At 72.8% G+C, this 14652-nt stretch carries 17 protein-coding genes; 5 read left to right on the top strand and 12 right to left on the bottom strand.

The features are described 5' to 3' along the window. Position 1: 1 nt before the first annotated feature. Both ACZ69I_RS04585 and hisI read right to left on the bottom strand, forming a co-directional pair. On the bottom strand, positions 2–1510 hold the full coding sequence (locus ACZ69I_RS04585; protein ID WP_470830450.1) for an anthranilate synthase component I: 1509 nt from the start codon (positions 1508–1510) through the stop codon (positions 2–4). Positions 1511–1521: 11 nt separating this feature from the next. Further along, the gene (hisI, locus tag ACZ69I_RS04580; RefSeq protein ID WP_467668115.1) at positions 1522–1917 is read right to left on the bottom strand and encodes a phosphoribosyl-AMP cyclohydrolase; all 396 of its coding nucleotides are present in this window, start codon (positions 1915–1917) and stop codon (positions 1522–1524) included. 82 nt (positions 1918–1999) lie between these two features. Between hisI and ACZ69I_RS04575 the strand changes: the two genes are divergently transcribed. Then, positions 2000–2635, top strand: coding sequence for a TIGR03085 family metal-binding protein (locus ACZ69I_RS04575; protein ID WP_467668117.1), 636 nt, complete (start codon positions 2000–2002; stop codon positions 2633–2635). A 10-nt stretch (positions 2636–2645) separates the two neighbouring features. Here ACZ69I_RS04575 and ACZ69I_RS04570 read toward each other — a convergent pair whose 3' ends face one another. The 10 genes from ACZ69I_RS04570 to hisD all read right to left on the bottom strand — a co-directional run bounded on the left by ACZ69I_RS04570 (position 2646) and on the right by hisD (position 10333). Next, positions 2646–3890 carry an MFS transporter gene (locus tag ACZ69I_RS04570; RefSeq protein ID WP_470830449.1) on the bottom strand — a complete coding sequence of 415 codons (1245 nt, stop codon included), beginning with the start codon at positions 3888–3890 and terminating at the stop codon, positions 2646–2648. Between the two features lie 12 nt (positions 3891–3902). Continuing rightward, the gene (locus ACZ69I_RS04565; protein ID WP_470830448.1) at positions 3903–4484 is read right to left on the bottom strand and encodes an ArsR/SmtB family transcription factor; all 582 of its coding nucleotides are present in this window, start codon (positions 4482–4484) and stop codon (positions 3903–3905) included. 121 nt (positions 4485–4605) lie between these two features. Then, positions 4606–5361 (bottom strand): imidazole glycerol phosphate synthase subunit HisF, encoded by a 756-nt coding sequence (gene hisF / locus ACZ69I_RS04560; RefSeq protein ID WP_467668123.1) that lies wholly within the window; start codon positions 5359–5361, stop codon positions 4606–4608. Next, a complete protein-coding gene (locus ACZ69I_RS04555; protein ID WP_470830447.1) occupies positions 5358–5756 on the bottom strand; it encodes a RidA family protein in 399 nt (132 codons plus the stop codon). The genes hisF and ACZ69I_RS04555 overlap by 4 nt, the downstream gene beginning before the upstream one ends. Then, on the bottom strand, positions 5753–6481 hold the full coding sequence (priA, locus tag ACZ69I_RS04550) for a bifunctional 1-(5-phosphoribosyl)-5-((5-phosphoribosylamino)methylideneamino)imidazole-4-carboxamide isomerase/phosphoribosylanthranilate isomerase PriA (protein ID WP_467668127.1): 729 nt from the start codon (positions 6479–6481) through the stop codon (positions 5753–5755). Before priA ends, ACZ69I_RS04555 begins: the two co-directional genes overlap by 4 nt. Then, on the bottom strand, positions 6478–7119 hold the full coding sequence (gene hisH / locus ACZ69I_RS04545) for an imidazole glycerol phosphate synthase subunit HisH (protein WP_470830446.1): 642 nt from the start codon (positions 7117–7119) through the stop codon (positions 6478–6480). The genes priA and hisH overlap by 4 nt, the downstream gene beginning before the upstream one ends. Before the next feature lie 17 nt (positions 7120–7136). Next, positions 7137–7301: a hypothetical protein gene (locus tag ACZ69I_RS04540; protein ID WP_384255852.1), complete on the bottom strand. Its 165-nt coding sequence runs from the start codon at positions 7299–7301 to the stop codon at positions 7137–7139. 4 nt (positions 7302–7305) lie between these two features. Then, positions 7306–7899, bottom strand: a complete 594-nt coding sequence (gene hisB, locus ACZ69I_RS04535; RefSeq protein WP_467668133.1) for an imidazoleglycerol-phosphate dehydratase HisB — start codon at positions 7897–7899, stop codon at positions 7306–7308. Further along, positions 7896–9023: a histidinol-phosphate transaminase gene (locus ACZ69I_RS04530; protein WP_470830445.1), complete on the bottom strand. Its 1128-nt coding sequence runs from the start codon at positions 9021–9023 to the stop codon at positions 7896–7898. The genes hisB and ACZ69I_RS04530 overlap by 4 nt, the downstream gene beginning before the upstream one ends. Beyond that, a complete protein-coding gene (gene hisD / locus ACZ69I_RS04525) occupies positions 8999–10333 on the bottom strand; it encodes a histidinol dehydrogenase (protein ID WP_467668137.1) in 1335 nt (444 codons plus the stop codon). Before hisD ends, ACZ69I_RS04530 begins: the two co-directional genes overlap by 25 nt. A gap of 220 nt (positions 10334–10553) precedes the next feature. Between hisD and ACZ69I_RS04520 the strand changes: the two genes are divergently transcribed. From ACZ69I_RS04520 to ybaK, 4 genes are all read left to right on the top strand, one after another. After that, positions 10554–12068: an oxidoreductase gene (locus ACZ69I_RS04520; RefSeq protein ID WP_470830657.1), complete on the top strand. Its 1515-nt coding sequence runs from the start codon at positions 10554–10556 to the stop codon at positions 12066–12068. A 199-nt stretch (positions 12069–12267) separates the two neighbouring features. Next, the gene (locus tag ACZ69I_RS04515) at positions 12268–13239 is read left to right on the top strand and encodes a hypothetical protein (RefSeq protein ID WP_467670723.1); all 972 of its coding nucleotides are present in this window, start codon (positions 12268–12270) and stop codon (positions 13237–13239) included. 2 nt (positions 13240–13241) lie between these two features. Further along, on the top strand, positions 13242–13988 hold the full coding sequence (locus tag ACZ69I_RS04510) for an LON peptidase substrate-binding domain-containing protein (RefSeq protein ID WP_467668139.1): 747 nt from the start codon (positions 13242–13244) through the stop codon (positions 13986–13988). Between the two features lie 17 nt (positions 13989–14005). Continuing rightward, positions 14006–14506 (top strand): Cys-tRNA(Pro) deacylase, encoded by a 501-nt coding sequence (ybaK, locus tag ACZ69I_RS04505; protein ID WP_467668141.1) that lies wholly within the window; start codon positions 14006–14008, stop codon positions 14504–14506. The last annotated feature ends 146 nt before the right edge of the window (positions 14507–14652 follow it).

The following is a 14652-nucleotide window of genomic DNA, read 5'->3' as shown; positions in this document are numbered from 1 at the left end:
ACTATCCCTCACGGACCGAACTGTCGTGCAGCCGGTTCGCGGTGTGGATGGCGCGCAGCACCGCGGCGGCCTTGTTGCGGCACTCGGTGTCCTCGGCGACGGGGTCGGAGTCGGCGACGACCCCGGCTCCGGCCTGCACGTATGCCGTGCCGTCGCGGAGCAGGGCGGTGCGGATGGCGATGGCGGTGTCGGAGTCGCCCGCGAAGTCGAGGTAGCCGACGCAGCCGCCGTACAGGCCGCGGCGGGACGGTTCGAGCTCGTCGATGATCTGCATCGCGCGGGGCTTGGGCGCGCCCGAGAGGGTGCCCGCGGGGAAGCAGGCGGTGAGCACGTCGAAGGCGGTGCGGCCGCCGGCGACCTGGCCGGTGACCGTCGACACGATGTGCATGACGTGGGAGTACTTCTCGATGGACATGAAGTCGACGACCTCGACCGAGCCGGGCTCGCAGACCCGGCCCAGGTCGTTGCGGCCCAGGTCGACGAGCATCAGGTGCTCGGCGCGCTCCTTGGGGTCGGCGAGCAGTTCCTCGGCGAGCGCCTGGTCCTCCTGCGGGGTGGCGCCGCGGTGCCGGGTCCCGGCGATGGGGTGGACCATGGCGCGCCCGTCCTCGACCTTGACGAGGGCCTCGGGGCTGGAGCCCGCGACGTCGAACCCGTCGAAGCGGAACAGGTACATGTACGGCGAGGGGTTGGTGGCCCGCAGCACGCGGTAGACGTCGAGCGCGCTCGCCGTGCACGGCGTCTCGAACCGCTGCGAGGGCACGACCTGGAAGGCCTCGCCGGCCCGGATGCGCTCCTTGATGTCCTCGACGGCGTCCTGGTACTGGGGGCCGCCCCACAGGGCCGTGTACTCGGGGAGCGCGGAGGGCGGCAGGGCGGCGGGGGGCTGGGAGACGGGCCGGGAGAGGTCGGCCTCCATGACGTCGAGGCGGGCCACGGCGTCCGCGTAGGCCTCGTCGACGCCGGTGTCGAGGTCGTTGTGGTTGATCGCGTTGGCGATCAGCAGGACCGAGCCGTCCCAGTGGTCGAGGACCGCGAGGTCGCTGGTGAGGAGCATGGTCAGCTCGGGCAGGCGCAGGTCGTCGCGCTCGCCGGGGCCGATCTTCTCCAGGCGGCGCACGATGTCGTAGCCGAGGTAGCCGACCATGCCGCCGGTGAAGGGCGGCAGTCCGGCGGCGCTGACCACGTCGCGCGGGGTGTGCAGTATGTCGACGGTGGCGCGCAGCGCTTCGAGCGGGTCGCCGGAGGTGGGGACGCCGACGGGCGGGGTGCCGAGCCAGTGGGCCTCGCCGTCGCGGACGGTGAGGGCGGCGGCGCTGCGGACTCCCACGAAGGAGTAGCGGGACCAGGACCGGCCGTTCTCGGCGGACTCCAGGAGGAAGGTGCCGGGGCGTTCCGCGGTGAGTTTGCGGTAGAGGCCCACGGGGGTGTCGCCGTCCGCGAGGAGCTTGCGGCTGACGGGGATCACGCGGCGGTCGGCCGCCAGCTTGCGGAAGGTCTCGAGATCCATGGCAGCAGACCCTACTGACCGGGGGCGGGCGCGCCGGGCACGGGCGTCACGGGCAGCACGTCGGTGTCGAAGCAGGTGCGGGTGCCGGTGTGGCAGGCCGCGCCGACCTGGTCGACCTGGACGAGGACGGTGTCCGCGTCGCAGTCGAGCGCGACCTCCTTGACGTACTGGAAGTGCCCGGAGGTGTCGCCCTTGACCCAGTACTCCCGGCGGCTGCGGGACCAGTAGGTGCAGCGGCCCGTGGTGAGGGTGCGGTGCAGCGCCTCGTCGTCCATCCAGCCGAGCATCAGCACCTCACCGGTGTCGTACTGCTGGGCGATGGCGGGCACGAGGCCGTCGGCGCTGCGCCTGAGGCGCGCGGCGATCTCCGGGTCGAGGTTGCTGCTGGGCGGCGGGACGCTGGTCATGGGCCCATTGTGCAGCCCGTCGGCGGGCCTCCCGACGGCCGTCCACTGGGCGGACCGGCGGCTCGGTCGTAGGCTGGCTGGCATGTCGACCCATGCGAAGCGTGAACGACTTCTCCTCGCCGATCTGTTGGAGGCGGAGGGCCCCGAGGCGCCCACCCTCTGCGAGGGCTGGAAGACCCGTGACCTGGCGGCCCACGTCGTGGTGCGCGAGCGCCGCGCGGACGCGGCGGGCGGGCTCCTGGTCAAGCAGCTCGCGGGGCGCCTCGAGCGGGTGCAGGGCGAGTTCGCCGCGAAGCCGTACGACGAGCTGATCCAGCTCATCAGAACGGGGCCGCCGCGGTTCTCGCCCTTCTCGCTCAAGCAGATCGACGAGGCGTCGAACGTCGTCGAGTTCTACGTCCACACCGAGGACGTGCGCCGTGCGCGGCCGGGCTGGACGCCGCGCGAGCTGGACCCGGTCTTCGCGGAGACCCTCTGGTCCCGCCTGGAGCGCACGGCCCGTCTGGTGGGACGCAAGGCGCCGGTGGGCCTGGTCCTGCGCCGCCCGGACGGCCGGACGGCGGTGGCGCACCGCGGTACGCCGGTGGTGACGGTGACCGGCGAGCCCTCGGAGCTGCTGATGTTCGCGTACAACCGGCAGGACGTCGCCGATGTCGAGCTCGAGGGCGACAAGGCGGCGATCGCCACGCTGCACGAGACGAAGCAGCTGGGGCTCTGAACCCGCCCTGTCAGCGCGGGAGTTCGGCGTGGCGCAGGGCGCGTGAGCAGAGGCCGAGGACGCCGCCCGCCGCGCTCAGCGCCGCGCAGGCCGTGTACACCGGCTCGATGCCCCACGCGCCGATCGCGGCGCCGACGACCGGGTAGCAGAGCGGGGCCACGCCCATGCTGAAGAGGGCGGTCACGGAGGTGACGCGGCCCAGGTGGGCGGGGTCCGTGACGGTCTGCGTCAGGGCCCCGATCAGGGCGCCGCCGAGCCCGGTGCACAGGCCGACGCCGAGCCCGGCGGCGGTGGCCGTCGCGACCGAGGGCGCGTAGCCGATCCCGGCCAGGGCGACCGCGCCGGTGATGATGCCCAGGGCCTGCACCGCTCCGGCCCGCGGTATCCGTCCGCGCACGGCGAGCAGCAGCGCGGAGAGCCCCGCGCCGGTGCCGAAGCCCGCGACGATCCAGCCCATTCCGGTGGCGCCCCAGCCGCGCTCGTCGGCGAGCAGCACCAGGCCGATGTTGGCGGGGCCCGCGAAGCCGAGTTCCATGACCGCCGACACGAGGGTCAGCGGGGCGAGCACGCGGTGGCCGCGGATGTAGCGCAGCCCGTCGGTCAGTGGGCGTCCGGCCGGTCCGCCGCGCGCCGCCTCCGCGTCGGCGGGCAGCGGGCGCAGGCGTACGGCCATCAGCAGCACGAGGGAGAGGGCGAACAGCGCGCCCGCGGCACCGAACGCTCCCGCGGGGCCGCCGAGCGCCACCGCGAGGCCGCCCAGGGGCGCTGCGGCCACCGTGGCGACCCGCTGGGCGAGCGCGCGCATGCCCTGGACCCGGCCCAGCTGCCCGCGCCGGGTCAGGCGCGGCGGCAGCGCGCCGACGCTCGGCAGGAAGAGCGCGTCGACGGAGCCGAAGACCAGCGCGAGGGCGGCGAGGAGCCAGCCGCCGGGCGTGCTCAGGAGGAGCAGCACGGCGGCGGCGAGCATCACCGCGCAGCGCACCGCGTCGCTCCCGATGACCACGCGGCGCGGCCCGAAGCGGTCGGCGACGACTCCCCCGCCGAGCATGAGGGCGGCGCGGGGGACGGCTCCGGCGGCGAGGACCAGGCCCGCCTGTGCCGCGCTGCCGCCCCGGGCCGCGGCCCAGGAGAGGGCGATGAAGTAGACGCCGTCGCCGACCATCGACGCGGTGTAAGCGCTCAGCCAGCGCAGGACGTTGCCGTCGCGGTGGGCGGGGCGTTCGGTGGCGGGCGGGGCGGAGGTCGCGGCGGTCACGGGGGTGCCCCCTCAGAGCCGGAAGGGGAAGCTGGCCAGGTGGAAGGCGACGTTCTCGCGGTCCTGGGTGTCGCCCGCCGCCTCGGCGGCCCTGCCCCGCTCCTCGTACGTCCTGATCAGTGCGTGGATCTCGGTGTTGAGGCGGGTGAGTTCGGCCGGGTTCAGCCGGGCGAGGAAGTCCGACTGGTCCGCCGCCGTGCGCCACTGCTCGCCCCACGCGGCCTGCTGGTCGAGGTAGGTCTCGTACTGCTCCGTGCGGTGGGCGATCAGGCCGCGGATGACGGCCGCGTGCGCGGCCGCCCCTTCCGGTGAGTCCTTGAAGTCCTCGTGCCGGAAGCTGAGGGTGTCCTGCGCGGCCTGCCACCAGCGCTCCCGCGCGTCCTCGCGCCGCGCCTGCGCCTCCTCGATGAGGCCGTGCTCCGCGAGCTTGCGCAGGTGGTAGCTGACCAGCGAGACGGCCTCGTCGACCTGCGCGGCGAGCTGCGAGGCGGTCGCGGGGCCCGCCACGCGCAGGGTGCTGTAGAGCTTCATCCGCAGTGGGTGTCCGAAGGCCTTGAGGGTGCCGAGGTCGGTGATGCGGCGGCGGTTCTCCATGGCACCACGCTAGGTACGAAGGGAAAGTTGCGCAATATAAATTGCGCAACTTTTCTTTCGCACCTGGGCAACGGAATGCCGCCACGGCCCGCGGGCCGTGGCGGCAGCAGCCGTACTCGTCCTACCTGACCGGGTACCCGGCCTCCCGCAGCGTCCCCTTGACCTCACCGATCCGCAGATCACCGAAGTGGAAGACCGACGCGGCGAGGACCGCGTCCGCGCCCGCCCCGACGGCCGGCGGGAAGTGCTCCAGCCTCCCCGCGCCGCCGGAGGCGATGACCGGCACCGTGACGTGCTTGCGCACCGCTTCGATCATCTCGATGTCATAGCCGTCCTTCGTGCCGTCGGCGTCCATCGAGTTGAGGAGGATCTCGCCCGCGCCCAGCTCGGCCGCCCGGTGCGCCCATTCGACGGCGTCGATCCCGGCGGACCTGCGGCCGCCGTGGGTGGTCACCTCGAAGGAGCCGGACGGGGTGCGCCGCGCGTCGACCGAGAGCACGAGCACCTGGCGGCCGAACCGCTCGGCGATCTCGCGGATCAGCTCGGGGCGCGCGATGGCGGCCGTGTTCACGCCCACCTTGTCCGCGCCGGCCCGAAGGAGCTTGTCGACGTCCTCGGCGGTGCGGACGCCGCCGCCCACCGTGAGCGGGATGAAGACCTGCTCGGCGGTGCGGCGGACCACGTCGTACGTGGTCTCGCGGTCGCCGGACGACGCGGTGATGTCGAGGAAGGTCAGCTCGTCGGCGCCCTCCGCGTCGTACACCTTGGCCATCTCGACGGGGTCGCCCGCGTCGCGCAGGTTCTGGAAGTTGACGCCCTTGACGACCCTGCCGTTGTCGACGTCCAGGCAGGGGATGACGCGGACCGCGAGGGTCATGCGGCACCTCCCCGGTAGGCCTCGACCTCGACCTCGACGACCAGGCTGGGATCGATGAAGCCGGAGACGATCAGCAGGGAGGCGGCGGGGCGCACGTCGTCGAAGAGCTCCTTGTGGGCGCGGCCCACCTCCTCGACGTCCCGCGCGTGGGTGAGGTACATGCGGGTGCGGACGACGTGCTCGCGGTCGAGGCCCAGCTCCCCGAGGGCGTCGAGCGCCGTCCGGAAGGCGTTGATCGCCTGCTCGTACGGGGTACCCGCGTCGATGACGCCGTTCACCACGGACGTGCAGCCGGAGACCAGGACGAGGCCGTTCGGCAGCTCGACGGCGCGGGAGTAGCCGATGGCTTCCTCCCAGGGGCCGCCCGAGCCCACCCTGCGCACGGCGTCACTCATGACGACGCCACCGCCGCGAGGGCCTCTTCGAGGGTGAAGGCCTTGGCGTACAGCGCCTTGCCGACGATCGAGCCCTCGACACCGAGCGGCCCGAGCTCGGCGATGGCGCGCAGGTCGTCCAGGCTGCTCACGCCGCCGGAGGCGACGACGGGGCGGTCCGTCGCCGCGCAGACGTTGCGCAGGAGCTCCAGGTTCGGGCCCTGCAGCGTGCCGTCCTTGGCGATGTCGGTGACCACGTACCGCGCGCAGCCCTCGGAGTCGAGGCGCGCCAGGGTCTCGTAGAGGTCGCCGCCGTCGCGGGTCCAGCCGCGGCCGCGCAGCGTCGTGCCGCGCACGTCGAGGCCGACGGCGATCCTGTCGCCGTACTCGGCGATGACCTTGGCGACCCACTCCGGGGTCTCCAGGGCGGCCGTGCCGAGGTTGACGCGGGTGCAGCCGGTGGCGAGGGCGGCGGCCAGCGAGGCGTCGTCGCGGATGCCGCCGGACAGCTCGACCTTGATGTCCATCGCGCCCGCGACCTCGGCGATCAGCTCGCGGTTGTCACCGGTGCCGAACGCGGCGTCCAGGTCGACCAGGTGCAGCCACTCGGCGCCCGACCGCTGCCAGGCGAGGGCGGCCTCCAGCGGGGAGCCGTAGGAGGTCTCCGAGCCGGACTCGCCGTGGACGAGGCGTACGGCCTGGCCGTCGCGGACGTCGACGGCGGGAAGGAGTTCGAGGGTGCTCACAGGGTTCCGATCCAGTTGGTGAGGAGCTGGGCGCCGGCGTCGCCGGACTTCTCGGGGTGGAACTGGGTGGCGCACAGCGCGCCGTTCTCGACGGCCGCCACGAAGGGCTCGCCGTGCGTGGACCAGTGCACGTACGGGGCGCGCATCAGGGGGTTCGCCACTTCGAGGGACCACTCGTGCACCGCGTAGGAGTGCACGAAGTAGAAGCGGGCGTCGTCGTCGAGGCCCTTGAACAGCGGGGACCCGGCGGAGGCCTGGACCGTGTTCCAGCCCATGTGCGGGACGATCTCGGCCTTCAGCGGCTCGACCGTGCCCGGCCACTCGTCCAGGCCCTCGGTCTCGACGCCGTGCTCGATGCCGCGCCCGAAGAGGATCTGCATGCCCACGCAGATGCCCATGACGGGACGGCCGCCGGCGAGACGCCGTCCGACGATCCAGTCGCCGCGCGCCTCCCTGAGCCCCTTCATGCAGGCGGCGAACGCGCCGACGCCGGGGACCAGCAGGCCGTCGGCGTTCATGGCCGTGTCGTAGTCGCGGGTGATCTCCACGTCGGCGCCCGCGCGCGCGAGGGCGCGCTCGGCGGACCGGACGTTGCCGAAGCCGTAGTCGAAGACGACGACCTTCTTGGGAGTGCTCATGTCGGTGACGTCTCCCGTCAGTTCCAGTAGTCGAGCCGCATGATGCCCGCCGCCAGGCACATCGCGGCGCCGATGGAGAGCAGCGTGATGAGGCTCTTCGGCATGCCCTGCTTGACGAAGGAGATGATGCCGCCGATCAGGAAGAGCCCGACGACGATGAGGATGGTGTTGAGACCGGTCATGGCTTTACAGCGCGCCCTTCGTGGAGGGGAGGATCCCGGCGGCGCGCGGGTCGCGCTCGGCGGCGTAGCGCAGCGCGCGGGCCAGGGCCTTGAACTGGCACTCCACGATGTGGTGGGCGTTGCGGCCGTACGGCACGTGGACGTGCAGGGCGATCTGCGCCTGCGCGACGAAGGACTCCAGGATGTGCCGGGTCATCGTCGTGTCGTACTCGCCGATCATCGGCGCCATCTTCTCGGGCTCGGTGTGCACCAGGTACGGGCGGCCGGAGAGGTCGACCGTCACCTGGGCGAGCGACTCGTCCAGCGGCACCGTGCAGTTGCCGAAGCGGTAGATGCCGACCTTGTCGCCGAGGGCCTGCTTGAAGGCGGCGCCGAGCGCGAGCGCGGTGTCCTCGATGGTGTGGTGCGAGTCGATGTGCAGGTCGCCCTCGGTCTTGACCGTGAGGTCGAAGAGGCCGTGGCGGCCGAGCTGGTCGAGCATGTGGTCGTAGAAGCCGACCCCGGTCGACACGTCGACCTTTCCGGTGCCGTCGAGGTCGATCTCGACGAGGACCGACGTCTCCTTCGTGGTCCGTTCGACCCGTCCAACCCGGCTCATGCCTGCTGCTCCTTCTTGAGTTCGCGTACCGCATCGAGGAACGCGTCGTTTTCGTCGGGGGTTCCCGCGGAGACCCGCAGCCACCCCGGTACGCCGTTGTCCCGGACCAGGACGCCCCGGTCGAGGATCCGCTGCCACACCGCGTGCGCGTCGGTGAACCGCCCGAACTGCACGAAGTTGGCGTCGGAGTCGGTCACTTCGTAGTCCAGCGCGCGCAGCTCGGTGACCAGGCGGTCGCGCTCGGCCTTGAGCTGCTCGACGTATCCGAGGAGCGTGTCGGTGTGCTCCAGGGCGGCGAGCGCGGTGGCCTGGGTGACGGCCGACAGGTGGTACGGCAGGCGTACGAGCTGCACGGCGTCGACGACCGCCGGGTCGGCGGCGAGATAGCCGAGGCGGAGCCCGGCCGCCCCGAAGGCCTTCGACATGGTGCGGGAGACGACGAGGTTCGGCCGCCCCGCGAGCAGCGGGAGCAGCGAGTCGCCGTGGCTGAACTCGACGTACGCCTCGTCGACCACCACCATCGAGGGCTTCGCGGCCTGCGCGGCGTCGTGGAGCGCGCGGACCGTGTCGCCGGAGACGGCGTTGCCCGTGGGGTTGTTGGGGGTGGTGATGAAGACGACGTCGGGCCGGTTCTCGGCGATGGCCTTCGTCGCCGCGTCGACGTCGATCGTGAAGTCGTCGCCGCGCGGGCCCGGGATCCAGCCGGTGCCGGTGCCGCGCGCGATGAGGCCGTGCATCGAGTACGAGGGCTCGAAGCCGATGGCCGTGCGCCCCGGGCCGCCGAAGGTCTGCAGGAGCTGCTGGATGACTTCGTTCGAACCGTTGGCCGCCCAGACGTTGGCGAGGGTGACCTCGTGGCCGCCGGTGCGGGTGAGGTAGCGCGCGAGCTCGGTGCGCAGCTCGACCGCGTCCCGGTCGGGATAGCGGTTCAGGTCACGGGCCGCCTCGCGCACCCGCTCGGCGATGCGCTCGACGAGCGGCTCCGGCAGCGGGTAGGGGTTCTCGTTGGTGTTCAGGCGTACGGGCACGTCGAGCTGGGGCGCGCCGTAGGGGGACTTGCCGCGCAGTTCGTCGCGTACGGGAAGGTCGTCGATGTTCGTCACGTGTTCTCCGGCACCTTCCATCCGAACCGGGCCTTGACCGCGGCCCCGTGCGCGGGCAGGTCCTCCGCCTCGGCGAGCGTCACCACGTGGTGGGCGACGTCCGCGAGGGCCTCGCGGGAGTAGTCCACGATGTGGATGCCGCGCAGGAAGGACTGGACGCTGAGCCCCGAGGAGTGGCAGGCGCAGCCGCCGGTGGGCAGCACGTGGTTGGAGCCCGCGCAGTAGTCGCCGAGGGAGACCGGGGACCACGGGCCGACGAAGATCGCGCCCGCGTTCTTCACGAGCTGCGCCACGGCGGCGGCGTCGGCGGTCTGGATCTCCAGGTGCTCGGCGCCGTACGCGTCGACGACCTTGAGCCCCTCCGCCAGGCCGTCGACCAGGACGATCGCGGACTGGCGGCCGCTCAGCGCGGGGACGATCCGGTCCTCGACGTGCTTGGTCGCGGCGACCTGCGGCGCCAGCTCCTCGGCGACCGCGTCGGCCAGGGCCACGGAGTCGGTGACGAGGACGGCGGCCGCGAGCGGGTCGTGCTCGGCCTGGCTGATCAGGTCGGAGGCGACGTGCGCGGCGTCGGCGGTGTCGTCGGCGAGGACCGCGATCTCCGTCGGGCCCGCCTCGGTGTCGATGCCGATGCGCCCGGTGAAGTAGCGCTTGGCGGCCGCGACCCAGATGTTGCCGGGGCCCGTGACCATGTTGGCCGGGGCGCAGGTCTCGGTGCCGTAGGCGAACATGGCGACGGCCTGGGCACCGCCGACCGCGTACACCTCGTCGATGCCGAGGAGCGCGCAGGCGGCGAGGATCGTCGGGTGCGGCAGGCCCCCGAAGTCGGCCTGCGGCGGCGACGCGAGCGCCATCGACTCGACGCCCGCCTCCTGCGCCGGGACCGCGTTCATGATCACGGACGAGGGGTAGACCGACCGGCCGCCCGGCGCGTAGAGCCCGACGCGCTCGACGGGCACCCACTTCTCGGTGACCGTGCCGCCCGGCGCGACCTGCGTGGTGTGCGGGGCGCGGCGCTGCTCGCGGTGGACGGCGCGGGCGCGGCGGATCGACTCCTCCAGGGCCTCGCGCACGACCGGGTCGAGCCCGGCGAGGGCCTCGGCGAGGGCGGCCGCGGGGACCCGTACCTGCTCCAGGCGCACGCCGTCGAACTTCTCCGCGTACTCGATCAGCGCCGCGTCGCCACGATGGTGCACGTCCTCGCAGATGGGCCGCACCTTCTCCAGGGCGGCCGCGACGTCGAAGTCGGCACGGGGCAGCAGGGCGCGAAGGGCGGACCCCGACGGAAACTCCGTGAGGGCATCGCCGCGCAGATCGATTCGAGAGATCACATGGCCAATTCTCTCAGACCTTCTTTCGGCTCCGGTCGCCCGTATCACTGGCTGATATGAACCCCGCAAGACGGCGTTCACCACTAGCGTTCAGCCGGTCACGGAGCGGGCATGAAACAGGTGTGCGAGAGTCGTGCACCCAGATCGGAGGGCGACAGCAGTGGTCGACGACGCCGGCATCGGGGATCCGCCGGACGGACTGACCGCCGCGGAGATCGGCATGTGGCAGGCCTTCCGCAACGGCAGCGTCTACGACCTCAGGTCCGGCGATCCCACCGTCGACGATCCGCACGGCGGGCACCCCTGGGGCCCCGAGCGCAGCGTGCGGGCGCGCATCGTCTGCTGGCTGCTGCTCGACGGGCCGCCCGCCCTCGCGGGCCGGGTCTCCTCGCTGAAGCTCGCGGGCGTGCAGATCACCGATGTGCTCGATCTCGCGGGCGGCACGATCGCCCCGTACACCGAGATGAAGCACTGCCGCTTCGAGAAGGAGGTGCTGCTGCCCGAGACCCGCTTCGCGACGCTGCGGCTCGTCGACTGCTCGATCCCGCGCGTCGAGGCCGCCCGGCTGCACACCGAGGGCGACCTGCACCTGCCGCGCTGCCGCATCCACAACGGCATCCGACTGACCGACGCCCACATCGGCACCGACTTGCTCCTGAACCAGGCCGTGGTCTACCGCGACCGGCGCAGCCGCTCCATCACCGGCGACGGCCTCACCGTCGGGCAGGACCTGCAGGCCGAGATGATGGAGTCGCACGGCGAGCTGAGCCTGCGCGGCGCGAAGATCGGCGTCTCGCTCAGCCTGCGCGGCAGCAAGCTCATCAACCAGTACGGGCGGCACGCCCTCAACGCCCCGCAGCTGACCGTCGAGCGCACCCTGTACCTGACCCCGGCGGCGGTCGGCAATCCGCCGCAGACCAGCGGCACGACACCGGCCCGCGGCACCCGCGTGCAGCGCTTCGAGTGCGAGGGCGGCATCCGCCTCGACGACGGCCGCTTCGGCGACGCCATCGACTTCGCGCAGGCCCGCTTCACGCTCCACAGCGACCAGGAGCTCTCGCTGCGCCGCGTCCAGACGCCCGAGCTCCGCTTCCTCGGCGAGGCGCCGCAGTACGGGAAGGTCGTGCTCTCCGGCTCCAAGGTCGTCAACCTCATCGACCGCGCGTCGAGCTGGCCGGGCCCCGGCGGCCTCCAGATGGGCGGCTTCTCGTACGAGAACCTCGTTCCGCAGGGCTCCTTCCCGCTCGCCCGGCGGCTGAGCTGGGTGGCGGCCGCGACGGCCGAGTACAACCCCGAGCCGTACGAGAAACTGGCCACGGTCCTGCGCAACGGCGGCGAGGACGCGGACGCCCGCGAGGTCCTCCTCGCCAAGCAGCGCCGGCGCCGCGAGACGCTGCCGCTCGCGGCGAAGCTGTGGGGGTACGCGCAGGACTGGACCGTCGCCTACGGCTACCGGCCGGGCCGGGCCGCCGTCTGGATGGCCGTGCTGTGGGCGGTCAGCGCGATGGCGTTCTCGCGTGCCGAACACCCGGCGATCAAAGCGGGCGAGCACCCGAACTGGGACCCCGCCCTGTTCTCCCTCGACCTGCTGCTGCCCGTCATCAGCCTCGGCCAGGACACCTACTGGCAGCTGAACGGCGGCTGGCAGTGGTTCTCGACCGTGCTGATCCTGCTCGGCTGGACCCTGGCCACGACCGTGGCGGCGGGCGCCACCCGGCTCCTGCGCCGCGGCTGAGAGCCTGTGCCGTATCCCGGTCACACCTCGGCCGCCGAACCGTTACGCGAGGCCGGGCAACCATCACCGCCCTTGGACCGTCATCCCAGCGACCGACAAACGAGCAACCACGACGGTGACCGGCGAGCCCGCGCGAGCGGCGCCGGTTGAGGCGCAAAGGAGGGCACGGGTGCTGCGTGCCTTCATCCGTACCGCCCGCATGGTCCGGCACACCCCGCGGCTCGCCGCCGGGCTGCCGCCGGACGACGAGGTGCTCCTCGACGTGCCCGACGAGCGGCTCGCCCCCGCCCTGGTCGCCGCGGGCCGCGGCGACTACGGTCCGGCCTCGAAGGTCCTTGCCACCACCCGCGAGGCCGCCGAGTGGGAGAACCGCGACCGCTACACCACCCGCCTCGCCGCGTTCGCCCGCTCCCGCCCCGAGTGGTTCGACGACTGGCTGAACGCCTCCCCGCACGACCCGGACGCCCTGCTCGTCAAGGCTGAGCTCGCGGTCGTGCGCGGCTGGGAATCGCCGGCCCGCGCCGAACTGCTGCGCGAGATGGGCCCGCTGCTGACCGCCGCCGCCGAGGCCGCCCCGCGCGACCCGGTGCCCTGGCGGATCGCCCTCGACCACGCCCGCGGCACGCACGCCCCGCACACCGTCTTCGAGCGGCTGTGGGAGGAGGCGGTGCGCCGCTCCTCGTACCACTACGGCTGCCACGCCTCCGCCCTGCAGTACCTGTCGGCCGCCTGGTACGGCTCGCACCGCGAGTGCTTCGACTTCGCCGAGCGCGCCGCCGCCGACGCGCTGCCCGGCTCGCTGATACAGGTCCTGCCCGCGCGGGCCGCCTTCGCCTACCTCACCAGCCCCTCGGGCAAGGTGCCGCGCGAGCGCCTGGACGCGGCGGCGGACCTCGCGATCGCCCTGTCGCACGAGTACGAGGCCGGGGACCCCTGGCCCGCCGAGGTCCGCAACCTCCTCACCTACGTCCTGACCCGCCTGGAGCGCTGGGACGACGCGCTGGCGCAGCTGCGCCTGATCGGGCCCTACGCGACGTCGTTCCCGTGGGACCGGATGGCCGACGATCCACTGGGACAGTTCCTGGAACTGCGCGACGGCGTACGCATCGAAGTGGCGTCGATGACGCCGCTGCGCACTCCGCGCGGACCGAGCCGCTCCGGCGACCATTAGGCTTGCCGGTCGTGACCACCCGGCTTCCGCTCTTTCCGCTCAACTCGGTGCTGTTCCCCGGCCTCGTGCTGCCGCTGAACGTCTTCGAGGAGCGATATCGCGCCATGATGCGCGAGCTGCTCAAGACCCCCGAGGAGGAGCAGCGCCCATTCGCCGTCGTGGCGATCCGCGACGGCCTGGAGGTGGCGCCGAGCGCGCCCGGCCTCCCCGACCCGACGGCGCTGCCCGAGCACGGCCCCGCCGCGGGCTTCGGCGACGACCCGCTCAAGGCCTTCCACACCATGGGCTGCGTGGCGGAAGCGGCGACCATCAGGGAGCGCCCCGACGGCGGCTTCGAGGTCCTCGCCACCGGCACCACCCGGGTCCGCATCCACTCCGTCGACGCCTCCGGCGCCTTCCTCACCGCGGAGGTCGAGGAGGTGCCCGAGGAGCTCGGCGACGGCGCGGGCACGCTGGCCGAGGGGGTCCTGCGGGCCTTCCGCTCCTACCAGAAACGGCTGGCCGGGGCGCGCGAGCGCTCGCTGTCGACGGGGGCCGAGCTGCCCGACGACCCGTCCGTCGTGTCGTACCTGGTGGCCGCGGCGGCCGTCCTGGACACCGGCACCAAGCAGCGGCTCCTGGAGGCGCCGGACGCCGTCTCGCGGCTGCGGGACGAGCTGACGCTGCTGCGCTCCGAGACCGCGATCATCCGTAACCTGCCGTCCCTGCCCGCGACGGAGCTCACGCGCGGGACCACCAGCCTGAACTGACGTGAGGCACGAGCACCTTGGCGAAGAAGCAGAAGAAGCAGCAGGCGGGAGGCACGCCCGCGACGGTGGCGCTCACCGCGGCGGGCACCGCCTTCACCGTGCACGCCTATGAGCACGACCCGGCCCACCCCTCGTACGGCGAGGAGGCCGCCGAGGCCATGGGCGTCTCCCCCGACCGGGTCTTCAAGACGCTGGTCGCCGAGGTCGACGGCGAGCTGACCGTGGCCGTCGTGCCCGTCGCGGGCTCCCTCGACCTGAAGGCGCTGGCCGCCGCGGTATCCGGCAAGCGTGCCGTGATGGCCGACCCGGCGGCCGCCGAGCGCACCACCGGGTACGTGCGCGGCGGCATCTCGCCGCTCGGCCAGCGCAAGAGGCTGCGCACGGTCCTGGACGACTCGGCGTCGGCGCACGCCACGATCTGCGTCTCGGCGGGCCGCCGCGGCCTGGAGGTCGAACTGGCGCCCGGCGACCTGGCGGGGCTCACCGGCGCGGTGCTCGCGCCGATCGGCCGGGCCTAGCGCCGATCGGCCGGGCCCAGGGCCTTTCGTACGACGCGAAAGTGCCCTCGACACGTGTCCCGCCCGGGACTAGTACCGAGGGCATGTCGAAGAAGACGCGCATGCGGAAGTGGCGGGCGAAGAAGCGCAAGGCGAACCACGGGAAG

This window comes from Streptomyces sp. NPDC036815 (assembly GCF_055609205.1).
This window is presented reverse-complemented; position numbering and strand designations above follow the sequence as displayed.

Coding starts and splice junctions, on each gene's coding strand:
- ACZ69I_RS04585 (WP_470830450.1), bottom strand. CDS start 1,510: ATGGATCTCGAGACCTTCCGCAAGCTGGCGGCCGACCGCCGCGTGATC.
- hisI (WP_467668115.1), bottom strand. CDS start 1,917: ATGACCAGCGTCCCGCCGCCCAGCAGCAACCTCGACCCGGAGATCGCC.
- ACZ69I_RS04575 (WP_467668117.1), top strand. CDS start 2,000: ATGTCGACCCATGCGAAGCGTGAACGACTTCTCCTCGCCGATCTGTTG.
- ACZ69I_RS04565 (WP_470830448.1), bottom strand. CDS start 4,484: ATGGAGAACCGCCGCCGCATCACCGACCTCGGCACCCTCAAGGCCTTC.
- hisF (WP_467668123.1), bottom strand. CDS start 5,361: ATGACCCTCGCGGTCCGCGTCATCCCCTGCCTGGACGTCGACAACGGC.
- ACZ69I_RS04555 (WP_470830447.1), bottom strand. CDS start 5,756: ATGAGTGACGCCGTGCGCAGGGTGGGCTCGGGCGGCCCCTGGGAGGAA.
- hisH (WP_470830446.1), bottom strand. CDS start 7,119: ATGAGCACTCCCAAGAAGGTCGTCGTCTTCGACTACGGCTTCGGCAAC.
- ACZ69I_RS04540 (WP_384255852.1), bottom strand. CDS start 7,301: ATGACCGGTCTCAACACCATCCTCATCGTCGTCGGGCTCTTCCTGATC.
- hisB (WP_467668133.1), bottom strand. CDS start 7,899: ATGAGCCGGGTTGGACGGGTCGAACGGACCACGAAGGAGACGTCGGTC.
- ACZ69I_RS04530 (WP_470830445.1), bottom strand. CDS start 9,023: ATGGAAGGTGCCGGAGAACACGTGACGAACATCGACGACCTTCCCGTA.
- ACZ69I_RS04520 (WP_470830657.1), top strand. CDS start 10,554: ATGTGGCAGGCCTTCCGCAACGGCAGCGTCTACGACCTCAGGTCCGGC.
- ACZ69I_RS04515 (WP_467670723.1), top strand. CDS start 12,268: ATGGTCCGGCACACCCCGCGGCTCGCCGCCGGGCTGCCGCCGGACGAC.